The organism is Fictibacillus sp. FJAT-27399 (assembly GCF_001510655.1).
GTDB classification, from domain to species: domain Bacteria; phylum Bacillota; class Bacilli; order Bacillales; family Fictibacillaceae; genus Fictibacillus_C; species Fictibacillus_C marinisediminis.
In genome coordinates this window covers 415,666-441,010 of sequence record NZ_LMVC01000003.1, presented here as the reverse complement: position 1 = coordinate 441,010, position 25,345 = coordinate 415,666, and the positions used below count along the sequence as shown (strand labels likewise).

Below are 25,345 nucleotides of genomic sequence, written 5' to 3'. Positions count from 1 at the left end.
TCGTGTTTTTGGTTATATCCTAATCGTGAGTATATGTTGTTTTGCTGTGAAAAAACACAGCAAAGAGAGCCTTAAAACCCGACTCTCCTGCTTCTTCCTTTATTATATCACCACGGCGGGATTAATTCTCCGCTGCACCGTGACATTGTTTATATTTTTTGCCGCTGCCGCAAGGACATAAGGCGTTTCGGCCGATATCCTGTTTCTTTTTAACTGGCTGGCGCTTGGTCTCCTGCTTATCGCTAGGAACAACCGCTTTACCTTCAGCCACTTGCTCACGCTGCATGTTCTGCTCCACTTGAGCTTTCATGATATACATTGCGACTTCTTCTTCAATTGCAGCAATCATGGACTCGAACATCTCAAATCCTTCAAACTGGTACTCGCGAAGTGGATCGTTTTGTCCGTATGCACGAAGGTGGATCCCTTGTCGAAGCTGTTCCATCTGGTCGATGTGATCCATCCATTTGGAGTCAACAGAACGCAGGATGACCGCTTTTTCAAACTCGCGCATATGTTCAGGCTCGATCATCGCTTCTTTCTCAGCAAACGCGTTGTGCGCTTTTTCTTTCAGAAGCTCGATGATTTCTTCCTGATCCAGTCCTTCAAGCTCTTTGACTGTCACGTCATCTTCATTTAGGAAAGTAGCGAAAGCGTAATTTACAATCTCAGTAAGATCCCATTCTTCCTGAACCATTTCGTCAGCAGTATGTGCTTTAACGATACGGTCAATAACGGAATCCACCATTCTAAGAACGATGTCACCTAGATTTTCAGCATCAAGCACTTCCTGGCGCTGTTTGTAGATGATCTCACGCTGCTGGCGCATAACATCGTCATATTGAAGAAGCTGCTTACGAGCATCAAAGTTGGATCCTTCAACACGTTTTTGCGCAGATTCAACCGCTTTGGTGACGAGCTTGCTTTCAATTGGCGTATCTTCATCCATCCCAAGGCGTTCCATCATGTTCATCATATTATCTGAACCGAATCGGCGCATCAGCTCATCTTCCATGGAGATGTAGAATTGAGAAGAGCCTGGATCTCCCTGGCGTCCGGAACGTCCGCGGAGCTGGTTATCGATACGGCGTGATTCATGGCGTTCTGTACCTAAAATATGGAGGCCTCCAAGTTCACGGACACCTTCTCCAAGCTTGATATCCGTACCACGGCCCGCCATGTTTGTGGCGATGGTAACCATGCCGGCCTGGCCTGCATTTTCAATGATTTCCGCTTCACGCTCGTGGTTTTTCGCATTCAAAACATTATGCGGAATCCCTTTTTTGCGAAGCATTTGTGAAAGCAGCTCAGATGTTTCAACTGCAACCGTACCGACGAGGATCGGCTGTCCGGTCTCATGGCGTTCCTGAATTTCTTTAACGATGGCGCGGAATTTGCCTGCCATTGATTTATAAACAAAATCGGAGTTATCTTCACGCGCAATCGGACGGTTCGTCGGAATCGCGACAACCTCCATATTGTAAATGTTGCGGAATTCTTCTTCTTCCGTTTTTGCTGTACCCGTCATACCGGAAAGCTTATTGTACATACGGAAGTAGTTTTGGAAGGTAATCGTTGCAAGCGTCATGCTCTCGCGCTGAATTTCCAGACCTTCTTTTGCTTCAATCGCCTGGTGGAGACCTTCGCTGTAGCGGCGGCCTGCCATCAGCCGGCCGGTGAACGGGTCAACGATGACAACTTCGCCATCCTGAACAACGTAATCCACATCTAGAATCATAATGATATTCGCTTTAAGCGCCTGGTTGATATGGTGGTTCAGGGTAACGTGGTTATAATCATACAAGTTATCAATATTAAAATATTTTTCTGCTTTTGTAATCCCATCTTCTGTGAGCTGAACGTTTTTTGTCTTCACATCAACGGTGTAATCTTCTTCTTTTTTCAGTGTGCGGACAAACATGTTGGCCATCATGTACATTTCCGTAGACTTTTGAGCTGAACCAGAAATGATCAGCGGTGTACGGGCTTCGTCAATAAGAATGGAGTCCACCTCATCGACAATGGCATAGTTCAACGGACGCTGAACCATTTGTTCTTTATAAACAACCATGTTGTCACGAAGATAATCAAAGCCATATTCGTTGTTTGTACCGTACGTGATGTCGGCTGCATACGCTTCCTTCTTTTCTTCTCTGGAAAGGTCGGAGATGTTCAGACCAACCGAAAGGCCAAGAAAATTATACAGAGGACTCATCAATTCGGAGTCACGGCGGGCAAGGTATTCATTGACTGTGACCACGTGAACGCCTTTACCTTCAAGGGCATTCAAATAAACAGGCATCGTCGCTACGAGTGTTTTACCTTCACCGGTTTTCATTTCAGAAATGTTTCCTTCATGAAGTGCAGTCGCCCCCATGATTTGAACAGGATATGGACGCATTCCGAGTACACGTTCTGCCGCTTCTCTGACAACCGCAAACGCCTCAGGAAGAAGGGCATCCAGAGATTCCCCTTTGGCGATGCGCTCTCTGAATCCCTCCGTTTTTTGACGAAGTTCATCCTCGGAAAGACCTTTAAGAGCATCCCCCAGTCCATCTACCTGATCAGCGATCTTCTGGTATCTATTTAAATTTCGATCGTTCGTACTTGGAAAAATCTTTTTAAGCAATCCTATCATCTGCTAACGCTCCTCTGTTCAGGAAATAAGTGCTATTACTTATTCTATCAGTTTGTGAATTTTACGACAAGAAAGCTGAAATCTCTTCAACTGTCAATTCAATTTTTGGCACGTCCTTTCACAAACTCTCTGTTTCTCAGTATAAAGAAAAATGAATTGAATGGTGGAAATGTAAAAGAATTTACAAAAAGCCGTAACACAAGCTAAAGCTAAATTGGCAAAGGCATTTTCCTTTCATCCATAAGGATACACTCCCTGCTGTCCTTTTAAACGCATGATAACATACAAAAAAGCACAGCCTCCATGGCTGTGCCCTGAGCTGTTACGCTCCTTTTTGTTCTCCAAGTTTCATGACGGTTTCTTTCATTCTCTTTTTGCCTTCTACGAGTCGTGCTGTCAGCATGCTGGCCACATTATCTCCAGTTGCATTCAGCAGGGTAGCCGGCGGATCGATAATCGTACTGATCGCAGCGGCGATCGGCAAGGCTTCAACCGGGAACCCGAAGAGTGAAAGAATCAGCATTTCACCGATCATCCCGCCTTGCGGAATCGCACCCATGACCATTCCTACCAATAAAGAAACGACAAGAACGAGAAGGTACGTACCGATCCCAGAGAAATCATGTCCGAAGATCCCGAACAAGAAAGTGATCTTCAGGACACCGCCCATTACTGAGCCGTCTTTATGAAGCGTCGCCCCGAGCGGAATGGCTGTCTCACTAATATCGTGTGGCACACCCATCTTTTTGGAGGCTTCCAGGTTAACCGGAATAGAAGCGGCCGAGCTGCAAGTGGCAAGAGCCGTCAGCGATGGAGAAAGCATGTTTTTCCAGAAATGACGGACACCTTCTTTTCCACTGGCCATAAACGCATACAGCGAGAAAAATCCAAAGAAATAAATAATAGCAAGCGGGTAGTAATACAGAACCGCGCGGAAATAAGATCCAAGAAGCGTCGGTCCGAACTCTCCAATTAAGGCTGCAAAATAAGCACCAAGACCAATCGGCGCATAATACATGACGAGGCTGACCATCTTCAGCATCACTTCGCTTCCTGATTTCAGGAAGTTCGCGAATGGTTTTCCTTTTTCACCGATCATAGAAACGGCTACTCCCATCAACACAGAAAATAGGATGAGAGCGAGCATGTTATTGCGTGAAAACAGCTCAGAGAAATCAGAAACGGTTAATGTTTGGACAATCTGGTCACCCAGCGACACCTTTTCCGCAGCATCTTCAGGTTTTACAAGATCAATGTTAACTCCTTTAGATGGCGAGTAAAGCTTTACTCCTGCCATGGCTATCACGGAAGCAACGACTCCTGTAAAAAGGAAAACGACCATCATTGAGCCCATCACTTTTCCGAACCGCTTGACTCCTCCCATAGAGGCAATGGCTGATGAAATGGAAAAGAAAACGAGCGGTACGACGATCATAAACATCGCATTTAAAAATATATCACCAAACGGTTTTAATACGGCGGCATCCTTGCCTTCCGTAAAACCGATGATGCTTCCGATGACGATCGACAGCAGAAGAATGAGCGGAAAACGGTAAGTCTTTAAAATACTCTTCATAGTTAATATCCCCTTTATCATGATCATGTAAATTATAGGCATTATTGCAGAAAATTACAATGAGTGTTCAACAGATCAATCAATTGGATAAACGAAAATAATCCTGAGTGTAGTACGCTTTAAAACCGCAAGCTTCATAAAGCTTCAAGGCATGGTTATTTTTCGCTTCCACTTCCAGAAAGACCGAATTTCCCTTCGCGTTCTGAGCTGCGATAATGGTCTTCAGTGTCTTTCGGCCGATTCCCTTTCCCTGTTCCGACGGAGTAACCGCAAAACCATAAATCCAAGCTTCACCAGAATCAGCTGCCACTCGTACTTTTCCTACCGCTTTTCCATCATTCTCAATGATGTAGAATTGCTGTTTATCATCATTTTTTATTCGATGGTTGTAGTCTTTTGCCTTTTCAGGGTTAAACCCAAAACAGTCAACATCAACCTGTACCTCAAACATCAGATCTTCTGGACGGGACGCCCTTAACGTGACTCCCTCTTCAAGCTGAATCGGTCCCTGCTGCCATTTCATCTGATGTTCAGAAAACGCGAAACGGCACGGAACGGTTTTTAAATATTCTTTTGCTGTATTCGAATTGGCTGGTGCATTCAAAAGGATCTGTTCATAGCCCTGGTATTTAACAGCTTCCAGCGCTTCCTTGAACAAGGAGGTGAACAGTCCTTTTCGCCGATATTCCGGTGAGACCATCCCGCAGAGCTCTACTTTATTTCCAAAGCTGTAAAGGCCAATAAAAGCAGCTAATTCACCTGCCTCATAATGAAAAAAATCCTCCTTTCTCTCGTCAGTCCGCTGTTCAAGCATGTCCCAGTTCAGCTTTAATTGCAGGTTTTCATCTGATTCGCATTGATGCTGAAGTTTTTTGATATCTGACAGCTGTTTTTCTGATAGCATGTGGATCCCCCAATTTTTTCTCTTTCTTTCTCATTTCTTGCCGAGCAGCAAAAGTCCTCTAATGAAATCAGGAATGAGGAAAAGGCAGGCAAAATAAAAGCCGGCTCAAAGGGCACTGTATGTCCCTCGAGCCGGCTGATTTTTTTATTTTTAGTAAAAGTAAAAAGTTATTCTGGGCTGATCAAGCCATATCTTCCATCTCTGCGTTTGTACACCACGTTTGTAGTACCGGTTTCCGCATGATTATATACGAAAAAGTTGTGGCCCAGCAGATCCATCTGTAAGATGGCTTCTTCAGTATCCATCGGTTTTAAATCAAATCGTTTTTCACGGACGATTTCAAACTCGTCTTCCTCTTCGTCATCAATGACTAAAGTTGTTGTTGCATCTGCACTGTTGGCAATCATTTCATGAATGCCTCCGTTTTGTTTGGAACGGCGGTTCACCTTCGTTTTATGTTTACGAATCTGACGCTCTAGTTTTTCAATCACGAGGTCGATTGCAGCATACATATCCGTATGGCTTTCCTCAGCACGGAGCAGCAACCCTGTCATAGGGATGGTCACCTCAACAGATTGGTCATTGTTATAGACCCTTAAGTTGACATGCGCGTCAGTGTTCGGAGTTTCGTTAAAATAGCGTTGAAGTTTAGCAACTTTCTTTTCCACATACTCCCTTAAAGCTGGAGTCACCTCAATGTTTTCTCCACGAATGTTAAATTGCATATCTTAACTCCTCCTTCCGTGATGTATATATATTTCGATATACCCTTTATCAATTCCTTCGTAAACTTAAAAATCTCTTGACAAAAAATTTACTTTATCGACATATCTTTCATTTTGCATTTACATTTATGGAAGTGATAGGTTCCGGGAACAATGGGTATGTATAAATCAGGAGGGATGACCGTGCATAATCAAAATGTTGTAAAACAAAGTGTTAAAAATGTGCAAAAGGGCAAGGTTGAAAAAGGCAAGTCCCATAAGCTTGCCTGGTGGCAGCTCTCACTGATCGGGATCGGATCAGTCATTGGAGCTGGATTTTTTCTGGGTTCAGGCCTTTCCATCCATTCAGCAGGCCCCTCGGTTCTGATCGGTTATGTTCTCGCAGGCCTGACTGCCTATTTTGTATTCAGCGCCCTGGCAGAGATGACGGTGCAGGATCCGCAGCCAGGTTCGTTCCGGACATACGCCGGCCAGGCATTCGGCCACCCGGCCGGTTTTATGAGCGGATGGATTTATTGGACGGCAGGCGTACTGATCATGTCCAGTGAGGTAACGGCTCTGGCCATCTTTACACAGCTCTGGCTTCCACATGTGCCTCTATGGCTTTTATCCGTTGTGTATTCTGTGCTGGCTCTTGGAATTAACCTTCTTGGCGTAAAAAACTTTGGCAGCATTGAATCTTTTTTTGCAGTCATCAAAATATCTACCCTCGTTGCCTTTATCGGATTTGGCGCATTGGCAGTAACCGGGGTGATATCACCGGGGACCGTCCATGATGGACTGTCGTCATCCTCCTTTTCCGGCGGCTGGTTCCCGAACCGATTTTCCGGCTTCTGGTCCGCGGTGATCTTTATTTTGTTTTCCTATGGCGGCATTGAAGTTCTCGGCGTTTTATCTACCGAATTACGAAATAAAAAAGACGTGCCAAAAGCCGGCACATTTCTTGTCATCGCTTTAACCGTGATGTATGCCATCAGTATTTTCTTTATCCTGATGATGGTCTCTTTTAGGGCGATCAATGAGGATAAAAGTCCGTTTGTCAAAGCACTGTCCCATTTCCCGATTCCCTATCTGGACAGTATCTTTAACGTCATATTAATCAGCGCCGCATTCTCCACGATGGTTGGTGCGCTGTTCTCCATTACCAGCATCATGATTTCACTGGCTAAAGACGGTGACGCACCGGGGCGCCTGCAGAAGAAAAACAGTCGAGGTGTAGCTTCAGGAGCGCTGATGCTCAGCGGAATCGGGCTTGCCATCTCTGTACTGTTTTCTTTTTTGCTTCCGGATACCGTTTATGAATACATGACCACCTCTGCAGGCATTATGCTTATTTTGAACTGGCTGATTATCCTGGCCTCTCATATTAAAAAAAGAAAGCTGATCGGTGCGGAGGAAGAACATTACCGTTCTGCATCCTACCCGGTGACTTCTTATTTAGGAATCGCGCTGATCGCATTTACAATCGCTGGTTCCCTGCTCCACACGAACCAGCGCGTCGGCTTCTTTATCAGTCTGGGCTTCGTCGCCGTCATCCTCGGCGCTTACTTCCTCGGCTCCCGCTTCGGCAAGTTCAAGAAAGTCCACAAATCCGAAGAAGAGTATTGATTGGTTTATGCGGTGCCATTAGTTGGTGCCCATTGTGGTGCCAGGCACCGCGTTTACACACTTGTGTAATAACGGTGCCTGGCACCACATCAAAAATCAGAACATAAATAACCCGGCATTCTGTGAATGCCGGGTTATTATCCGATGTATCGGTTAGTTTAAATTATAGTTTCGTTACGTTAGCTGCTTGAGGTCCGCGAGCTCCATCTACGATTTCAAACTCAACTTCTTGGCCCTCATCAAGAGATTTGTAACCATCAGAATTGATTGCTGAGAAATGTACGAATACATCGTCTCCGTCTTCTCTTTCAATAAAACCGAAACCTTTTTCTGCGTTAAACCATTTTACTTTACCTTGCATGCACTTTCACTATCCCTTCATCATGACGATCTGTATAGTTGCCCTATACAATCATAGTATTACATATTTAAAAATTTGTTGTCAAACTCTTCATTTAGCGAATAGTGAGAAGTTTTGTCGAATAATCTTTTTCCGGATATATTCTTTTAAAATACTAAATAAAAACACCCGGATTTGTGAAAAATCCTTCTTAATCCAAGGATAAGAATCCGGGAAATATTATTCACTTCTACTTCCATGTGGACAACATATAGTGTATGGAGCAGACGGTGCCAGGCACCGCTTTTACATATGTGTGTAATCCTGGTGCCTGGCACCCGCAATGGGGGTTGAAGATATGTTTCAGGTGTTTGAGAAGATTGTCCTTGGAATGGCATTGATCCGAATGGTTTCCGGCTTATGTGAAGTATCCGCCGCTTTCCTGATGCTCCGCTTTAATTCTGTGGAAAAAGCACTGCTGATCAATTCCACTTTATCCATCATCGGCCCATTCATTTTCTTTTCCACGATGTCCCTGGGGCTAGTCGGCATCACCGCCAAGATCAGTACAGGTAAACTGCTGTGGATCCTGGCAGGACTGGGGCTCATCGTCTACGGAATAAGAAAATGAATAAGTTATCCCAAAATGCTAAAAGCACTGCCTTAACATCGATTAAAGGCAGTGCTTAACATTCGAATGCTATAGTAAGATATCTAATTTTACGACTCGAGGTTAAAGTGCTTAATCTGATCCTGTAAATGGCTGCTTGCTGCATTGAGTTCGTTTGCCGATTGAGCCACACTACCAAGTGCACGGACCTGTTCATCGGTTGAAGCGCTGACTTGTTCTGAAGCTGCTGCAGATTGTTCCGCTACTGCAGCGATATTTTGAATGGATCCCACAACTTCTTCTTTAAATGATTGAACAAATTCTACCTCTTTACGAACGCCTGAGATGGAATCTACAATTTGCAGGACCGTATTTGAGATCAGCTGAAAAGCTTCGATGGTGTTCTTAACACTTTCTTTTTGCTCAACTGAGATGTTTTTGGTGTTCTCCATTTCTTTAACGACACGTTCTGTCTCCGTTTCAATTCCCTCAATGGTTTGGCGGATACGCTCAGTCGCGTTTTTGGATTGCTCTGCCAGTTTTCTGACCTCATTCGCAACAACCGCAAAGCCTTTTCCGCTTTCTCCAGCCCTGGCAGCCTCAATACTGGCGTTGAGAGCTAATAGATTCGTTTGATTGGATATGTCGGTGATGGTTTGAACAACCTCTTCTATCTCCTGTACTTTTTCTGATAGCCCTAGAATAACGAAGCCGATTGTTTCGAGCACATTACTCGTCTCTTCCGATTTTTCATCCAATAAGGAGAAAAAATTTATACGAAAATTCAGAAATAGGGTGCTAGGCACCGCGTTTACACACTTGTGTAACGACGGTGCCTGGCACCTGAATTTTTTTCAATATTATCTCCCCAGCAGCTCGCGGTGGACTTCCATGATGGTATGCCCATAAACGGCAAAGTAGGATAACACACCAGCGAGTGCAAGATACAGGATCAGCACTATAACTTTCGTTTTCATGTTTGCGACATAATAATTCTTACGCCGTTCGACCTCTTCCTGCTGTTTATCTGCTTCTTCTCTCACAGCCGAAAGATAGGCCTCAACCACGATTTCAGGACGTCCGCCCTCCGGCTCTTCCCAATGGGTTTCTTCCTCTGGATGCAAAGACCTCTCAGCAAGAATACGCGCTTTCTCCCGCGCTTTCATGACTTCTTCTTTGTAGATAAGCAGGAACCATTTTTCCCGTTTAGCGAGCAATTCAAGCTCCGTCAGCAATGCGGCTTTTTTCAGACGTTTTTTATCATGAAAGAATGGAATATTCCTTCCTGTTGGAATCTGGCGCATCAAACGCTGCTGCTGCACCCTTCCTTCATCGATAAAAGTATCCACGATGTATGGAAAGTTAGGAAGCTCCCGGTATTCACTCATGTCTTCCACGAGAGAATGAATTTTTTCTTCTTCTCTGCGGCAGATTTCCAGCGCCTGGCTGCTCTCCTGCAGGACATAATCCTCTCTCACCCTTCTCCACCACGTGGCGATTCCGAACAGGAAGATCAAAAAGATAATTGGATCAGGTGAAATAAACATGTATGGAATCATACAGATCAGCCCGATCAGCCATAATTTTGTGGAAAGAACACCTACAATCCGGCCCCCGTCCAGCGGAGATACCGGAAACAGGTTGAAAAGGTTCAGCATCGCGCCTAAAAATACAACCAATCCCCAGAATGGCGATCCTTGTGTCTCGTACAAATAAACGGCCGGCAAAAAGGACAGCAAACCGAACAGCGGCCCGGCATAAGCTACAAATGCTTCATCCTTTGCGTTCTTGGGCATTTCTTTCATTCCCACGACCGCACCCATAAAGGGGATAAAAATCGCCGGCGAGGTAGGTATGCCCTTTCGCTTCATGGCGACCAAATGGCCCATCTCATGGACAAAAAGGAGGTACACAAGGGCAACAGCAAACTTCCATCCGTAAAAGACGGCGTAGGCACCGACCGACAGGAACATGGAAATGAGCGTTGCAAATTTTCCAAGCTTCAATAATCCAAATACCCATTTTAATTTTCCTAGAATAAATACACCAATTGCAGCCAGAACCGTCAAAAATTTAGACTGGCTCTTTTTTTCAGCTCTTTCAGCCATTCATCATACCCCCAATAATCTCTGCGGCAAGAAGTAAGAATCTGTAATTTTATCTATCCAAACCATACCACATATACGTACCAATGTGGAAAAAGTTACAGACCCGCAGAAGAAAAACCGCCTAGGATCAGGCGGTTTATTTTGACTCTCCATCTTCACTTTTTCAGCACGTGGTGCCTCAGCACTGTGGTGCCAGGCACCGCTTTTACATACTTGTGTAACGGCGGTGCCTGGCACCACCAATGCCACGCTCTATTGATACAGCGCCTTAAGTTTCAGCGTCTGGTATTCTTTCAGTAGTTCCTCTACGCTCAGTTCGTGCAGATGGCCGTTCTCTGATTTATAGTAGCCTGCATCAATCAGCTTACTGATCAAGACCTGCTTTTTCTGTTCCATACTGATGATAACCTCCTTTATAGATACGCAATTATTATCATGCCCGCTGGAATGAAAACAGAAACAAGAACAGCTGTGGTTGTCATTCCGACGCTTCCCATCACACCTTCTTCTTCTCCCCACTGGAACGACCGGTTGGCTCCGAGCGCCTGTGCTGAAACACCCATTGCCAGTCCCCGGGCCGTTTTACTTTTAATGTTGCATCGGTCTAGTACGCGGGGGCCGACGATCAGCGAAAATAAAGCAGAGAACAATACAAAAAGAATAGTTAAGGATGCTGTTCCTCCAAGAGAATTCGAAACAGATAAAGCTACGGGCAAGGTTGCCGCTTTTGGGAGCAATGATGCGACCACGTTTCCTTTAAATCCGAGCAGGACAGCGAACGCACCTGCAGAGACAACTCCTGCCAGCCCGCCGCTGACAATTCCGACCGTGATTTTCTTTATATTTTTCTTAATGAGCGGGTATTGTTTGTAAACAGGAATAGCAAGCGATACAATCGCCGTCTGAAGAAGAATGGAAAAGATGCTGCTTCCTTTTTCATACGTTTTTACATCCATATGAAGAAAAGGCAGCAGAAGAAACAGCAGCAGCGTAACCGTATATAGCGGATTCAGCCAGACGCTATGATTGGACTTGCGATAGACCTTCAACCCACACAAATATGCGAGGCTCGTTGTGACAATACTTATCATGGCATTCCCCAACATCATGCTCATCGATTTCTCCTCCTCTTTCTCTTTTCGTAGTATTCAACAGAAAATCCCGTACCCAGTAAAATACATAAACTGCTCAATGAAAGCACGAGCAGCACCTTCCATATCTGAACATGAACGGTTCCCCAGTTCAACAGGAGTCCGACAACCGGCGGAATAAACAAAAGCGTCATGTGCCGGAGATGATAGTTTGCCGCTCCTTCCACCCATTCCAGCTTCACGATTCCGGCCAGCAAGCCAAGCAACAGTAAAAACATTCCGATGATACTTCCGGACAGCGGCAAATGAAAAAATGATGCAGCTGCGTTTCCAGCTCCTAAGGCCATAAGGATGATCCCAAACTGCCATAGCAATGTTTTCAAAATGATCCCCCCTCAGTTACCCGGAACGGTTAAGGCTATTATAAAAAAGAAAAATACAGAAATCTCCCATTCTGTCAGATTACCTTACGCACTTTTTTCAAAGAGCAAAAACTCATGTGAGAAAATCTAACATACTTCTTTTCATTAAGGTAAGAAAACATTATAGTAATGGAAAGAACTTCGTGCCACCACTGACAAAGGAGTGATGTGGGTGTCTAATGAGAGTTCCTCATATAAAGAGAAAAAAGTGATTTCCATCGGCACGGTTAAAGACTTAACGGGGTTATCGGTCAGGCAGATCCGGTATTATGAAGAGCGGAATTTAATCTTTCCTGCCCGGACGGAAAAAGGCACACGCAAGTATTCCTTTTCAGATGTGGAGATGCTGATGAGCATAGCAGACAAGAGAGAAGACGGGGTTCAGACGCATGAAATCAGGAAGGAGCTGAAAAAAGCAGAGGAACGAACGAGAAAAGAACAGTTGCGGGATACGATGATCAGGGGGCAGTTGAACGCGCATTTTAATATGATAAAAAGATAGAAAAGATGCCAGTTTCTGCAGGTTATAGCCTGAAAGAACTGGTTTTTATTTTGAACAGCGTTTATGCCGCTGATTTTCAGGGGAATTTTACTATATATACACTTTACCAAAATTAAGGAGGTGCCTTAAGTGTCTGCAGATCAAAGCAATGGTAAATTTAAACGAAGACTAAGCACATTGGACTTAACGTTTCTCGGGCTCGGTTCCATTATCGGATCAGGATGGCTGTATGCAGCGGCCACCGGTGCTCAATACGCAGGACCCTATGCCTGGATTTCCTGGCTCATCGGGGCTGTCATCATCATGTTCATCGGACTTGTTTATGCAGAACTTGGCGCGGCTATCCCCGTTGCAGGCGGCTTTGTCCGCTATCCGGATTTCACTCACGGATCCATCGTCGGTTTTCTGATCGGATTCATCTCCATGCTGGCCTATTCAGCGGTCATCAGTATTGAATCGCAAGCGGTCAGGGGGTACCTGGAATACTGGTTTGACGCCCTCGGTCATAAAGACGGAACGCCTACGTTCGCAGGTTTTGCCGTTCAGATCGGTCTCATCCTTCTGTTCTTTTTCCTGAATTACTGGAGCGTCGCATTATTCGGCAAGATCAATACTTTTCTTACTGTCTTTAAATTCGTCGTTCCTTCCATCATTATCATCGTGCTTTTCATGCACTTTGATGCTTCTAACTTCGCTGTGAGCGGTGCACAGCCTGGCGGAGCTAAAGGGATATTCGCTGCCGTTACAGGAGCCGGTATCGTGTTTGCTTTTAACGGCTTCCGACAGCCGATCGAATTTGCCGGTGAAGCGAAGCGTCCGGAGAAAAGCATTCCGTTTGCCATTATCTACGCCGTACTGATCGGCCTCCTTGTCTACATGCTGCTGCAGATTGCCTACATAGGAGCCGTACCGTCAAATATGCTGGATAAAGGCTGGAGTGGCCTCCACTTCGACTCTCCATGGGCAGACTTGGCTTCTGCACTCGGAATCGTATGGCTTGCCAACCTGGTGCTCGTCGATGCGGTCATCTCGCCTTCCGCTACCGGGAATATCTATTTCTCAGCAACAGCCCGCTCTCTCTTCGCCTGGGCAAAGAATGGCTATTTCTTTAAAATCTTTCAGAAGATTGATAAAAAAAGCGGATTGCCGCGTGCGGCACTCTGGCTTACTCTTGCGCTGGCCATCATCTGGATGCTTCCCTACCGGTTCCAGGCATGGGCAGACTTGGTCGATGCCAGCACCTCGCTGAAAGCGCTAACCTTTGTCGTCGGGCCTGTCTCCTTAATGTCCCTTCGCCATAGAGCGCCCGAACTCAAGCGTCCATTCTTGCTCAAAGCGGCCAACATCGTCACTCCGCTTGCTTTTGTCGGTGCAACACTGGTGATCTATTGGAGCAAATGGAAGGTTGTCTCGTTCATCATTCCGATCATTATTTTATCACTTATTCTATATTTCATTTTTGCGTACCGTGAAGCATCATATTCAAAAGAAAAAGTCAGGCTTCATTTGAAATCCGGATGGTGGCTCATCATCTATTACTTATTCCTGCTTGCCATGTCATATGTCGGCAGCTATGGCCCGGGAACGAGAGCAGACCATCTCATCCACGCACCTTGGGACACGTTGGTGGCCGGCGTTCTTTCACTCATATTCTATTATTGGGGCGTTCATTCAGCCCTCGACGACCCAGAGATCAAAATGGATGATGTGGAAAGCACCCATTGATCGTTAACCCCTGTCAGTTAAGCGGCAGGGGTTTTTAAATTTCGAGACTGCTATTCTATGATTAAAGCAAAAGAGCGCGGGGAATAGTAAGAAAGCGTTTTAATTCCTTGACAGTTTTCCAGAATTCCAGCGAAAGTTATAATAACGGGTTCTTATCAGTACTCGATTTCAAGCAGAGAAGGAGAGATGAAGTTGGACAAACTCATGCAGGATCCCAATCAATTCGTATCAGACATCGTTGACGGACTCGTACGTTCCCACCCCGATCAATACGAAAAAGTGGAAAGCGTAAATGTGATTAAAAGAAAAGGCGGTACACCTTCAGGACACGTCGGTCTCGTTTCCGGAGGAGGAAGCGGGCACGAACCTGCCCACGCAGGCTATGTCGGTGATGGCATGCTTAGTGCGGCAGTATGCGGAGAAATTTTCACCTCCCCGACGCCAGACATGGTGCTCGAAGGAATCAAGGCGGCAGACGGAGGTTCTGGTGTCCTTCTCATTGTAAAAAACTATTCAGGCGATGTGATGAACTTTGACATGGCGAAGGAATTGGCAGAACTTGAAGGCATCCAGGTCGAAACGTTAATCGTCAACGACGACATCGCCATAAAGAACCATGATGACCGGCGCGGTGTTGCAGGTACTGTGTTCGTTCATAAAATTGCTGGAGCCGCAGCGGCTGCAGGGAAATCGTTAAAGGATGTAAAAAAGATCGCAGAAAAAGCCATTGCCCAGGTGCGTTCCATTGGGATGGCCCTCTCCCCTTGCTATATGCCGGAAAGCGGAAAACCGGGATTTGAACTGCACGAAGATGAAATGGAGATCGGCATTGGCATCCATGGAGAGAAAGGCATCGAACGGAAACCCATTGCTTCGGTAAAAGAGATTGTCGCTCAGCTGCTGGAGAAACTGACCGCAGAAGTGACAGACAAACGGATCGCCGTCATGGTGAACGGGATGGGCGGCACCCCGGTGTCCGAACTCTATCTAACCTATAAATATGTGAGTGAACAATTGGAACAGAAAGAATATGAAATCGTCCGCAGCTATACAGGAAACTATATGACAGCTCTAGAGATGCACGGTTTTTCCATCACGCTGCTAGCTGTAGATGATGAATTACTGGGGTACTTGGATGCCCCGTCAAATACGATCGGATTTCCAGTGAGAGGTGAATAAGATGAAACTAACTGCAGAAGGATTGCAAAAAGTACTGCTTCAAACCGCAGAACAGATCGAACAGCAAAAAGATGAACTCACAGACCTTGACCGCGAAATTGGAGACGGTGACCACGGCATCAACATGTCACGCGGTTATCAGGCGGTAAAAAAAGAACTGGAGAACAAGGATTCTTTTGAAGATCTCGGTGAGCTTTCCAAGCTTGTCGGAATGACCTTGATCAAAACAGTCGGCGGCGCATCCGGACCCCTCTTCGGTACCGTTTTTGTAAAATTCGCAGCCAAGTGGAACGGCAAAGATGCGGTGGAAGGCGATGAGTTGTACAACGGATTTAAAGAAGCCGTTGATGGCATTTCCGCCCGCGGAAAATCCGAGGCCGGCCAAAAGACCATGCTGGATGTTTGGGAGCCGTTTACCGAAGCTCTTAAGAGCGATGAACCCCTTGAGAAGGTGATAGAAAAAGCTCTGGGTGATACGAAGGAATTGAAGGCAACAAAAGGACGGGCTTCCTACTTCGGCGACGCCTCCAAGGGTGTTCAGGATCCAGGTGCGTTGTCCAGTTCCATTCTGCTTCGCCAGTTCGCGGAGGTGCTTAATGGTTAATCTGATTCTCGTATCTCATAGTGAAAAATTGGTTGACGGTCTTAAAGAACTGCTCGCCGAAATGGCGTCGGATGTGGAGATTCACAATGCTGCAGGCTTAGAAGGCGGAAAGATCGGAACAGATGTCTCCCGGATTGAAGAAGCTTTTTCTTCAGTAACCGACGACGCCATCATCTTAACCGACATCGGCTCAGCGACCATGAACGCCGAGATGGCACTGGAGCTCTACACCGGTGACCGAACCATTCAATTTGTGGACGTTCCCCTTGTGGAAGGCGCGTTTTTGGCCGCTGTCCAGAGTGGTCAGGGCCAATCGGTGGAGGAGATTGTGAAGGCGTTGGAGGGGGAGTTTTCTTAATAAAGGTAAAAAGGAGCCCTGGAATAATAAATCCAGGGCTTCTTCACTCTTAATTATTATATTTGAGTAAGAACGTAAACTAGCGGATTCTCAAGGCTTGCTGTCCCAAAAAAGTAAATATTATTACCTAAAAAGAGTTCATAATAATCCCTGTTTGAAGGTTCTTGCTTTTTAGTTAAGCTTAGTTTCACTTGTGAAGGTGCATCAGGTAATTTTTCAAATTTAAAATCTTCAAGCAACTGCATCAGGAAAACCATAGGTTCTGTTTTATTAAAGCTGCCCGGAGTTTCATCATCAGCTACCCAATTTGGGGAACCTCCAATTTTATTATTAAATATTTCTTTATCAATCTCTTCAATCAAAATAATCCTTTTGAATTTTACTTTTTCTTTATAGTTAGTCTGAATAGCTCCATCAGTTGTTTTAAAAACTTCTATTCTGAAATTTTTCTGATATTCTCTTAAAAAATCACTCGGTATATTAATTCCAGATAGCTCGTCCTCAAGCATCTCTGGAATAAAATATCCTTCACGAGCACAAGAAGTGCATGCAAAAACTGCCATACTGAATTCATTCCATTTATGATTCTCTGGAAAAGCAATTTGAAAGAAAAAAGATTGTTCTTCTCCACATAATTCACATTTAGGTATATCAATAGAATTAGGTACTCTAGGTTTTCCACCTAAAAAAGAAAGGTCGCTCTGACTTTGCGTCTCTTCACTATCACTTATCTTTATTCGATAGCAGTCACTCAAAATTAACACTCCTTTAATCTAGAACTACTAGGGATTAGGAAAAATCCTTTTAATCGTCTGACCATCAATACGTACCTGATAAAGTATTTCATAAGGTCTTGTAGATCCACTATGATATTTAGGCACTACCCTAACAAAAACCTCTTTACCTGAGGATACCTCTTGCGAAATTTCTTTTTCAAATTGTCTAAAGTCACCACGATTTACGCTTGGAGTTTGAGGAAAGATATTACCAGAATTAGACCCTCCAGGTCCTCCTAATTTTTTCCCTATCGCATGCCCTGCATCATCCGTTGATTTGCCAAGTACTCTAGCCAATTCACGAGATGAAGTATTGGTAGCGGTACCTGTGTTTATATGATGTTTTTCAATTTTTGCAAATGCGGACAATAATTCTCCATTTTCGCCATGTGTGGTTCTGTATTTAAGACCCCCTGAAGAGGTTCTTAAAACTTTTCCGGATTTTTTTAAAGTTGTTCCTGCGCTGCCATTTGCGACAGAAAATAATTGTCCTAAATCTTTAACCTTATAAAAATCAATAACATTATGCCCAGTAGTTAATTGAGAAATCGTTCTAGGATACAAAGGGAACTCTTTTATGCCAGCTAATGCTCTGTTAAAAGCATTTTTTATAATCTTAGGATCTAGCACCTTCATCATACCGCGGAAAGTTTCGACGGCTTTGTCGCCCATCTTTAAAACCTTCGCACCTTTAATGATCGCTTTGCCTCCCAATCCGGCTAGTTTTGCAGGTGGAAAGATGGTCAGCGCCGTCCAGCCAACAGCTTGAAGCCTGTCCCATCCATCAAGTTTTTCACCGGTTACCGGGTCATACTCGGCAAAAATACGGACAACGTCATTTACGCCGACGAGCTCCATGCCCCATTCCTTCGCCTTGCCAAACCAACCCTGATCGGCTTCACGAAACTGGGCTTCCGTTCTTTTGACGACTTCCTGTGCATTGTTCAGCAGGGTTCTATAATGATCGAGTTTTTGAATAAGGCTATGGTAGAGTCCTCCTGCATGGGTACTGTCGATATCCCAGTAGGTTGCATGGAGGAGATTATAGTTCCATTTTAACGCATCTTTAATGTCATCGCATTGATCTTCCAATTTTTCTATATCATTGGCCAGGGCTTCGAGTTCATCGGGCTTGACGTTGATTTGGCTCATCCAGCTTCTCCTGCCTTTCCATTTCATTCGCCATTTCTCTCAGCCGGGCTGCTTCTCTTTTTAACGCTTCTTTCAATTGTTCTCCTGTACTTGCCGAAGCAAAGTGAGTGACTGCTGCTTCTGACATGATTTGCAGGTAGGTGGCTTTGCTTTTGCTTTCCCATGTATAAGCTTTTGTCAGCACACGGTTTCGATCCCATCTAAGCTGGTCGAGCTTTTGCATCGATTCATTCACTTTATGCGAATACCAATCCAGCATCTCAGCCTGCATCCTGTATTTCTGCTTATCAAAAATCACGACATCACCGCCTGCTCAATCTCTGTCTCTCTATTGTAAAAAAGAAAAAGGGATGGAGGTACTAGACTAAGTTACTAAAATTTGCTAAAAGACGGGATGATTGGACTAGACATGAGAAAAAAAAAAGAAAAGGGTGCCAGGCACCGAGATTACACAAGTGTGTAAAAACGGTGCCTGGCACCCTCTCTCTTAAACCTTCGCGAGAAATGCCTGGTGAGCGGTGGATGGGTTTTCGAACCAGCGGGCGATCTGATCCGCTTTTTGCTGATCTTCTGCAGCACTCAGCAGCATCTGAATGACATGCCCTGGAAGTGGTTGTGTCATGGCGTTCGTCCACTCTGTCACCTCTTTGACGAAGGACTTTATACGCTCCCAGTATAAACGGCCGAGTTCTTCATCCCATCGATCAGAATGCTTATGTTCAATCAGCAAGTCAGACAGCTGTTCCGCGCAATAGGATGAGAGATTGCTTCCCTGTCCGGTAATCGGATCGTTGAGAATTACACTGTCTCCACAGCCAAGGAACAGCTTATCGTTCACGTTGAGATAAGGAATGCGTACCTCTGGAGTAATCGCGATTTGTAAGAAGCCGTTCCCATCACATAGAGCGAACTCGATATCTACAATTCGCTCATGGATTTCAGGAAAAAACATTTCGACGGCTTCTCTCATTTTTATCGTGAATGCTTCAGGTGTCTTGATGCCTTTAAACATATCCAGCGGCCCTTCAGGAACGGCCGTGATGAACAGGATCGTAACAGGACCGTACTCCGTTTCAGAAGGAATTTCGAACATTTCCCCAAGTTCCGGAATCACCGTCACACTTACACCTAGAGGAGAAGTTGGTTTCACTCCTTTAAAATACCCGACGATACATTTTCGCTGCGGGGTTTGAAATGGAGTAAGTTCTTTTTCGACTGGAAACGGAACAAGCGGACCGTTTTTCCCTGTACAATCAATAACCAGATCAAACTCGTCACTGAATGCTTCAATCTCCTCTTTTATGACCTTTTTCTGCTGAAAGGACACACCAGCTCTCTCTAATTCTTCTGCATAACGAGAGTATGCCAGACGCTGATCGACGGATAATGCCGGTTTTTCAAGCATACCCGCAAACAGCTTTTGGTCACCGACCGTGATATGAATGCTTTCAATCATTGAATCGCTTTCCCACTTCGGCATATGAAATCGTTCCTCGCGGGCTCGTGTTGGACTGAAATGAACCTGCGTGGACATGATCCGCCCGCTGCGCAGCTGTTCTGGTGTACGATGAGAAACAATGGCCACTTCAAAATCATCCTTTAAAGCATAAGCCAGCTGCAATCCGGTCGTTCCGCTTCCCACAATTCCAATACGCTTTTTCAAAACCCTCAACTCCTTTATTAAAAATTCTTATGCCTAACTTCTTCTTTGATGGGTAAAGTCCTTTTTTACCTTTAAAAACAGGAAATATAGAACAGGTTTCGACAGATTATTTCCTAGGAAATTCGACTTATCCTCTTTGAAATCAAACCTCCTTGCCATTTACAGACAAAATAGGATAGAAATCGGCAAAATTATGTATATAATAGGAAAAATCAGTTTTTTTATATGATATGATAGAAAAAACTAGAATGGATTAAAGAGGTGGATCATGATTAGAGGGGAGAAAATTAAGTATTTTAGAGAAAAAAATAAACTTACCCAAAAAGAACTCACTTCTGGCATATGTTCAGTTCCCTACCTTAGTAAAGTCGAGAACAACAGCATCGTCCCTTCTCGGGAAATTCTAATTTTGCTTTGCAAAAGGCTGAATATTGAATACGATGAGCTGCTGCAATCCTCCTCAAGCGATGGCATCAAGAAGATGATTTTTAATTGGTATGAAGATATAAAAGCAAGAAATCGACCTGCTTCCGCCGACCATTACGCAGCGATCGAGAAAAAGATTAAAGGCATCACCGACATAGAACTTTTAACGATGTTTCACCTGGCCGCTACCCGGCATTTTTTGCTTATTAGAGAATTTAACAAAGCCGAAGAGCAGCTGGCTTTTGCAGAAAAATACATGACGTATATGCCAAAAGAGATTGAAGGATACTACTTTTACTTTTCAGGATTGAATGAATACTTAAAAGGACACTTTCAAAAAGCGCTGGAGCTGTATTTAAAAGCAAGCGAATATGTAAATGAGCCGGAGTACCATTACCAGCTTGCACTCATCTACAGCCGGTTGGGTAAGATTACACTTTCCATCTTTCACTCCGAGCGGGCGATGGAAGAGTTCAACAAAAACATCTTATTTTTTAAAGTGGTCGATTGCTACATCCTGTTGGGCATCAACTACAACCGGATTAACGAACACGCAACTGCCCTCTCCTATTTTAAAAAGGCGCTGAAAGGCATCGAATCCCTGCCGGACATCGGCCATTTAAAGATACATATCTATCATAATATTGGGATTGTCTATCATAAGCAAAAGAAGCCGTGGGAAGCGATCGATTATTTCTTAAAATCTCTTAATGTGCGCAAAGATCTGCAAGGCGGGGAGCTTACGATCTACCTTCTCGCCCGTAACCTTTTTCAGCTGAACGAGATTGAAGATGCCACCCGCTGGATTGAAAAAGGGCTAGTGCTGTTAAAAGGCGAACTGAACGAAACCTACTGCCTGCTGAAGATCCTGCAATTTCAAGTGCAAAAAAGACGTAACGAAGAAGATTATAAGATTTTTCTTGAAGAGACCGCCCTTCCCATCTTCAAGCAGAAGGATGAATTCATGTATATCCGGATGTGCTATGAACAGCTGGGCGATTATTATTACCGGAAGAAACAGTACAAGCGCTCAAGCGAATGCTACTGTGAAGCCAACAGCGTCGAGAGCTCATTCATTTAAAAACCGGGTGCCAGGCACCTATAAAATCAAAAGGAGTTCCACTTATGAACCTGGATCGATTTGAAGATACGATTAAATCACTTTTTCCTGAAGAGCTTCTTAGTGAGTTTCATAATGATTATGGTTTCACGAGCTGTGTAAAGAACGAGATTAAGAGAGTTGGCTACTGCACTAATCTTTCCCTGGAAGCTATAGAGCTTGCTGCCGCTCAAAACGTTGACCTGCTGCTGACGCATCATGATGCGTGGGATTTCCTCTACGGTTTACGGGATGTCTGCATGGAAAAGTTAAAAGAATACAACATGAGCCACTTCTATATTCACGGGCCACTTGATTATGTGGAATTTGGAACGTGCACATCGCTGATGAACGAACTTGAGATCAACAATATCATTCAACTCTCCATCTATGATGAGGGCGACATTCCAGGGATCGGCGAGTTGACTGAACCGCAATCCTTTGAAGTCCTGACTGTAAAAACAACCCTAACCTTAAACGAACACGTTCGTGCCTGGAAGCATCATGACCGGCCAGTGAAACGGATCGGTATGGTGACGGGAGCGGGCCATTCCTCCAACACTATCAAAAAGGCAGTGGATGCCGGATGTGATACCTACATAACAGGTGAAGCTACGTTATACAGTATCCAATATGCCCAGTTTGCAGGAATCAATCTTATTGCCGGAAGCCATACGTTTACCGAGATATTTGGTGTAGAAAGCCTGGCAAAAAAAATAAAAGAGCAGCATGAAGAGATCAGTATCGTCAGGATTGAAGAGTCTCATTTTGAGGCCAGATAAAGAGCACAAAATGGAGTTATTCACCCTGTAACAACAAAATCCCCTTTCCAAATGAAAGGGGATTAAGATCACTTCATAAAATCCGGATTGTTCTTCTGAAAGTTTTGCCACGCCATCTTGATTCCTTGTTGAATTTCTTCCCTCGGAGCGCTAAGACGCTCTTCTGTCCCGCCGTAACCAACCTCCAATTGTTCCTTTTTTAATCCTTCAAAAATGGTATCTGCGAAATCATCCAACGGAGCACCGAACGTATGCAAACCTACCCCTCCCAGGTCGGTATTTACAGCAGGAGGAATCACTTCCACGATCTCAATATTCGTGTCTGCCAGCTGATGTCTTAGTGTAAGCGTAAAGGAGTGCATCGCAGCTTTTGTCGCACTATAAATCGGAACCCAGACTCCTGGCTGTATCGCCAATCCTGATGTTACGTTCATGATGGCTGCCCTTTTTTGTTTTTTCAGGTGAGGAATTAACAGCATGGACAAATGGATGGGACCTTCAATATTGATCGCCAACTCATTTTGATAATAACTCCAGTCATGAGTGGCGTTTTTCAAATTTACTCGCTGCTGAATTCCGGCATTATTCACCAATAGATTGAGATCCGGAAATTCATTGACTGCCCACTCAACCAGTTCAATGCGTTCTTCCTCTTTGGAAACATCACACACTTTTATATGCAGTTCTGGGAGCATCTCTTTTGCTTCTGCCAGCTTGTCTTCCCGCCGGCCAACTGCAATGACCTTGTTTCCTTTTTTTATAAAACGTTCAGCGAAAGAAAATCCGATCCCTGAAGCCCCGCCTGTTATCAAAATGGTGTTTCCCGTAAGATCCATTGCTGTTCCTCCTGACTGGGATTTTTAGGTTCATTCTATCAACCCCCTTTCTTTTATACAAACAATTGAACGTAAAAAAACCTATTGAGGCCAAAATAAAAAGACATTTAATTAGATGCCTTTCTGCAATTGCAGCCCGTTAGTTGATGCGAATTTAAAAAACAGAACCTTCAATCCAAAGATGGATCAAAGGTTCTGTTTTTAATATTTTATTTTATCTCTGTTTTATTCAATCATTGTCTTTTCAATCTCTTCATCATAGAAAGCTTGTCCATTAATGGTTTCTACATCCAAAGAATTAACTAAAGGCCATCTCTTTTTTTTTCCTTAGACCAAGCGCCTGTGCTGTTGAAGAATGAATTTCGTGCAGAAGCTCTGGGTTTTCCATTAGTGAAACACCATAAGAAGGAATCATTTCTTTGATTTTCGGTTCCCACTCTTCCATATGCTGCGGGAAGCATTTTTTGATTACCTCAAGCATAACGTGAACGGCAGTAGAAGCACCCGGAGATGCGCCTAGTAATGCTGCGATCGAGCCATCAGCAGCAGTAATCACTTCCGTACCAAATTGAAGTGTTCCTTTGCCGCCTGCCTCTGTATCTTTAATAACTTGCACACGTTGGCCAGCTACGACTAAATCCCAATCCTCGCTTTTGGCGGTCGGAATAAATTCCCGCAGCTCTTCCATGCGCTGTTCCTTTGATAACATAACTTGCTGAATCAGATACTTTGTCAATGACATCTCTTTTGCACCTGCCGCCAGCATCGTTAAGACATTATCCGGTTTTACGGAAGTTACTAAATCCAACAAGGAACCAGTTTTTAAGAACTTTGGTGAGAAGCCGGCAAATGGTCCAAATAGCAACGATTTCTTATTGTCGATATATCTGGTATCAAGATGCGGAACAGACATTGGCGGAGCCCCAACCTTAGCTTTGCCGTATACTTTTGCATGCTGCTGCGCTATGACATCCGGATTTTTGCATACCATGAAGATTCCGCTTACCGGGAATCCTCCGATATGTTTCCCTTCAGGAATACCGGATTTTTGCAGTAAATGCAGGCTTCCTCCTCCGCCACCAATAAAGACAAATTTTGCCGTATGGCGTTCTGCGCTCCCGCTATCGAGATTTTTCACTTTCAATTCCCACGACCCATCGCTTGTACGTTTAATATTATCAACACTATGTTTGTATTTGATATCGACGTTTTTAGTCTTTAAATGGTCAAACAACATACGCGTCAACGCACCAAAGTTGACATCTGTTCCAGAGTCAATTTTGGTAGCTGCAATCGGTTCATTCAATGAACGGCCTTCCATGATAAGCGGAATCCATTCCAACAGTTTTTCCGGAACATCGGAAAATTCCATCCCTTGAAATAGCGGATTGTTTGACAGCGCTTTAAAACGTTTCTTTAAAAACGCTACGTTTTCTTCCCCTTGTACTAAACTCATATGGGGCAATGGCTTGATAAAATTCTCTGGATTACGTATCAGCTTGCCGTTTACAAGATAGGACCAGAACTGCGTTGAAAGCTGAAACTGTTCATTAATTTTTATAGCTTTACTAATATCTACAGACCCATCCGGTTTTTCGACCGTGTAGTTAAGCTCGCACAGTGCCGCATGCCCCGTTCCCGCATTATTCCATTCGTTAGAGCTTTCCTCTCCTGCGTTTTCGAGCTTCTCAAACACTTTAATTTCCCATTCCGGTACTAATTCTTTCAAGATTGTCCCTAAAGTCGCACTCATGATTCCGGCGCCAATTAAAATGACGTCAGTGTTAGTTTCTCTGCTGCTCATTTTTACCAACCTTTTCGCCTAAAATTTGCAGAAAAGATGCAGGCCTCACACCAAGCTAAGATGCGATCTAGTCACACACTTTTTCTGTCCCAGTTATAACCATATCATAATGTATTACAATCATTTAAATACTAAATCATCTACTATTATATGATAATTATAAGTTTTTTAAAAGTTGTTAAAAGTGATTAGTCCGTCCAAAAGGCCTAGAAACACACAAAAACCAAAGCATTAATGATTTTTTGTCCCAAAAACTTCTTTTACCGTATGGTTAAAATGCAGTTTGGGATGAAATATATTAAGGAGATTTTACCCGCGTATCTATTCAAACTCTGCTGCATATCATCAACGTACTGTGCAATATACATGCCCTTAAATAAAATTTTGTAACTTCCTAACATACATTTCGTCTAAACA

General features: G+C 44.2%; 25 protein-coding genes. 9 read left to right on the top strand and 16 right to left on the bottom strand.

Going from position 1 to position 25,345, the window contains the following annotated elements:
• Positions 1–121 precede the first annotated feature (121 nt).
• The 4 genes from secA to hpf form a co-directional block, all read right to left on the bottom strand.
• Positions 122–2,638 (bottom strand): preprotein translocase subunit SecA, encoded by a 2,517-nt coding sequence (gene secA, locus AR335_RS16215; RefSeq protein ID WP_062237831.1) that lies wholly within the window; start codon positions 2,636–2,638, stop codon positions 122–124.
• A gap of 322 nt (positions 2,639–2,960) precedes the next feature.
• On the bottom strand, positions 2,961–4,214 hold the full coding sequence (locus AR335_RS16210; protein WP_062237829.1) for a dicarboxylate/amino acid:cation symporter: 1,254 nt from the start codon (positions 4,212–4,214) through the stop codon (positions 2,961–2,963).
• Between the two features lie 79 nt (positions 4,215–4,293).
• Positions 4,294–5,118 (bottom strand): GNAT family N-acetyltransferase, encoded by an 825-nt coding sequence (locus tag AR335_RS16205; protein WP_062237827.1) that lies wholly within the window; start codon positions 5,116–5,118, stop codon positions 4,294–4,296.
• A 167-nt stretch (positions 5,119–5,285) separates the two neighbouring features.
• Entirely contained in the window at positions 5,286–5,843 is a 558-nt protein-coding gene (gene hpf / locus AR335_RS16200; RefSeq protein WP_062237825.1) for a ribosome hibernation-promoting factor, HPF/YfiA family, read from the bottom strand.
• Between the two features lie 183 nt (positions 5,844–6,026).
• On the opposite strand from hpf, the gene AR335_RS16195 reads away from it, so the two are divergent.
• Positions 6,027–7,451, top strand: a complete 1,425-nt coding sequence (locus tag AR335_RS16195; protein ID WP_234293322.1) for an amino acid permease — start codon at positions 6,027–6,029, stop codon at positions 7,449–7,451.
• Between the two features lie 163 nt (positions 7,452–7,614).
• Here AR335_RS16195 and cspD read toward each other — a convergent pair whose 3' ends face one another.
• A complete protein-coding gene (gene cspD / locus AR335_RS16190; RefSeq protein ID WP_053357010.1) occupies positions 7,615–7,812 on the bottom strand; it encodes a cold-shock protein CspD in 198 nt (65 codons plus the stop codon).
• 337 nt (positions 7,813–8,149) lie between these two features.
• Between cspD and AR335_RS16185 the strand changes: the two genes are divergently transcribed.
• Positions 8,150–8,422 (top strand): YqhV family protein, encoded by a 273-nt coding sequence (locus tag AR335_RS16185; protein WP_053357009.1) that lies wholly within the window; start codon positions 8,150–8,152, stop codon positions 8,420–8,422.
• An 89-nt stretch (positions 8,423–8,511) separates the two neighbouring features.
• Here the strand turns inward: AR335_RS16185 and AR335_RS16180 are convergent, their stop codons facing one another.
• The 5 genes from AR335_RS16180 to AR335_RS16165 form a co-directional block, all read right to left on the bottom strand.
• Entirely contained in the window at positions 8,512–9,129 is a 618-nt protein-coding gene (locus AR335_RS16180) for a methyl-accepting chemotaxis protein (RefSeq protein ID WP_062237821.1), read from the bottom strand.
• A 132-nt stretch (positions 9,130–9,261) separates the two neighbouring features.
• Complete coding sequence (locus tag AR335_RS25560; protein WP_062237820.1) at positions 9,262–10,509, bottom strand: site-2 protease family protein; 1,248 nt, start codon at positions 10,507–10,509, stop codon at positions 9,262–9,264.
• 252 nt (positions 10,510–10,761) lie between these two features.
• Positions 10,762–10,905: a Fur-regulated basic protein FbpA gene (locus tag AR335_RS23260; RefSeq protein WP_082683571.1), complete on the bottom strand. Its 144-nt coding sequence runs from the start codon at positions 10,903–10,905 to the stop codon at positions 10,762–10,764.
• 17 nt (positions 10,906–10,922) lie between these two features.
• Positions 10,923–11,624 (bottom strand): LrgB family protein, encoded by a 702-nt coding sequence (locus AR335_RS16170; protein WP_062237818.1) that lies wholly within the window; start codon positions 11,622–11,624, stop codon positions 10,923–10,925.
• Positions 11,621–11,983 carry a CidA/LrgA family protein gene (locus AR335_RS16165; protein WP_234293321.1) on the bottom strand — a complete coding sequence of 121 codons (363 nt, stop codon included), beginning with the start codon at positions 11,981–11,983 and terminating at the stop codon, positions 11,621–11,623. The genes AR335_RS16170 and AR335_RS16165 overlap by 4 nt, the downstream gene beginning before the upstream one ends.
• Before the next feature lie 211 nt (positions 11,984–12,194).
• On the opposite strand from AR335_RS16165, the gene AR335_RS16160 reads away from it, so the two are divergent.
• The 5 genes from AR335_RS16160 (at position 12,195) to dhaM (ending at position 16,390) form a co-directional block, all read left to right on the top strand.
• Entirely contained in the window at positions 12,195–12,524 is a 330-nt protein-coding gene (locus tag AR335_RS16160; protein WP_053357005.1) for a MerR family transcriptional regulator, read from the top strand.
• A gap of 129 nt (positions 12,525–12,653) precedes the next feature.
• Positions 12,654–14,249: an APC family permease gene (locus AR335_RS16155; protein WP_082683570.1), complete on the top strand. Its 1,596-nt coding sequence runs from the start codon at positions 12,654–12,656 to the stop codon at positions 14,247–14,249.
• 192 nt (positions 14,250–14,441) lie between these two features.
• The gene (dhaK, locus tag AR335_RS16150; protein ID WP_062237815.1) at positions 14,442–15,428 is read left to right on the top strand and encodes a dihydroxyacetone kinase subunit DhaK; all 987 of its coding nucleotides are present in this window, start codon (positions 14,442–14,444) and stop codon (positions 15,426–15,428) included.
• 1 nt (position 15,429) lies between these two features.
• Complete coding sequence (gene dhaL / locus AR335_RS16145) at positions 15,430–16,032, top strand: dihydroxyacetone kinase subunit DhaL (protein WP_062237813.1); 603 nt, start codon at positions 15,430–15,432, stop codon at positions 16,030–16,032.
• Entirely contained in the window at positions 16,025–16,390 is a 366-nt protein-coding gene (dhaM, locus tag AR335_RS16140) for a dihydroxyacetone kinase phosphoryl donor subunit DhaM (protein ID WP_062237811.1), read from the top strand. The genes dhaL and dhaM overlap by 8 nt, the downstream gene beginning before the upstream one ends.
• Positions 16,391–16,446: 56 nt before the next feature.
• Here dhaM and AR335_RS16135 read toward each other — a convergent pair whose 3' ends face one another.
• The 4 genes from AR335_RS16135 to AR335_RS16120 all read right to left on the bottom strand — a co-directional run bounded on the left by AR335_RS16135 (position 16,447) and on the right by AR335_RS16120 (position 19,981).
• On the bottom strand, positions 16,447–17,145 hold the full coding sequence (locus AR335_RS16135) for a hypothetical protein (RefSeq protein ID WP_062237808.1): 699 nt from the start codon (positions 17,143–17,145) through the stop codon (positions 16,447–16,449).
• A 27-nt stretch (positions 17,146–17,172) separates the two neighbouring features.
• Positions 17,173–18,318 (bottom strand): pre-toxin TG domain-containing protein, encoded by a 1,146-nt coding sequence (locus tag AR335_RS16130; protein ID WP_062237806.1) that lies wholly within the window; start codon positions 18,316–18,318, stop codon positions 17,173–17,175.
• Complete coding sequence (locus AR335_RS16125; RefSeq protein WP_062237804.1) at positions 18,290–18,616, bottom strand: hypothetical protein; 327 nt, start codon at positions 18,614–18,616, stop codon at positions 18,290–18,292. The genes AR335_RS16130 and AR335_RS16125 overlap by 29 nt, the downstream gene beginning before the upstream one ends.
• A 189-nt stretch (positions 18,617–18,805) precedes the next feature.
• On the bottom strand, positions 18,806–19,981 hold the full coding sequence (locus AR335_RS16120; protein ID WP_062237802.1) for a styrene monooxygenase/indole monooxygenase family protein: 1,176 nt from the start codon (positions 19,979–19,981) through the stop codon (positions 18,806–18,808).
• Positions 19,982–20,249: 268 nt separating this feature from the next.
• On the opposite strand from AR335_RS16120, the gene AR335_RS16115 reads away from it, so the two are divergent.
• On the top strand, positions 20,250–21,488 hold the full coding sequence (locus AR335_RS16115; RefSeq protein ID WP_062237800.1) for a helix-turn-helix domain-containing protein: 1,239 nt from the start codon (positions 20,250–20,252) through the stop codon (positions 21,486–21,488).
• A 44-nt stretch (positions 21,489–21,532) separates the two neighbouring features.
• Positions 21,533–22,288 carry a Nif3-like dinuclear metal center hexameric protein gene (locus AR335_RS16110; protein WP_062237797.1) on the top strand — a complete coding sequence of 252 codons (756 nt, stop codon included), beginning with the start codon at positions 21,533–21,535 and terminating at the stop codon, positions 22,286–22,288.
• 68 nt (positions 22,289–22,356) lie between these two features.
• Here the strand turns inward: AR335_RS16110 and AR335_RS16105 are convergent, their stop codons facing one another.
• Together AR335_RS16105 and AR335_RS16100 are read right to left on the bottom strand one after the other, a co-directional pair.
• Positions 22,357–23,124: an SDR family oxidoreductase gene (locus AR335_RS16105; protein WP_062237795.1), complete on the bottom strand. Its 768-nt coding sequence runs from the start codon at positions 23,122–23,124 to the stop codon at positions 22,357–22,359.
• 298 nt (positions 23,125–23,422) lie between these two features.
• The gene (locus AR335_RS16100) at positions 23,423–24,928 is read right to left on the bottom strand and encodes a malate:quinone oxidoreductase (RefSeq protein WP_062237793.1); all 1,506 of its coding nucleotides are present in this window, start codon (positions 24,926–24,928) and stop codon (positions 23,423–23,425) included.
• Positions 24,929–25,345 lie beyond the last annotated feature (417 nt).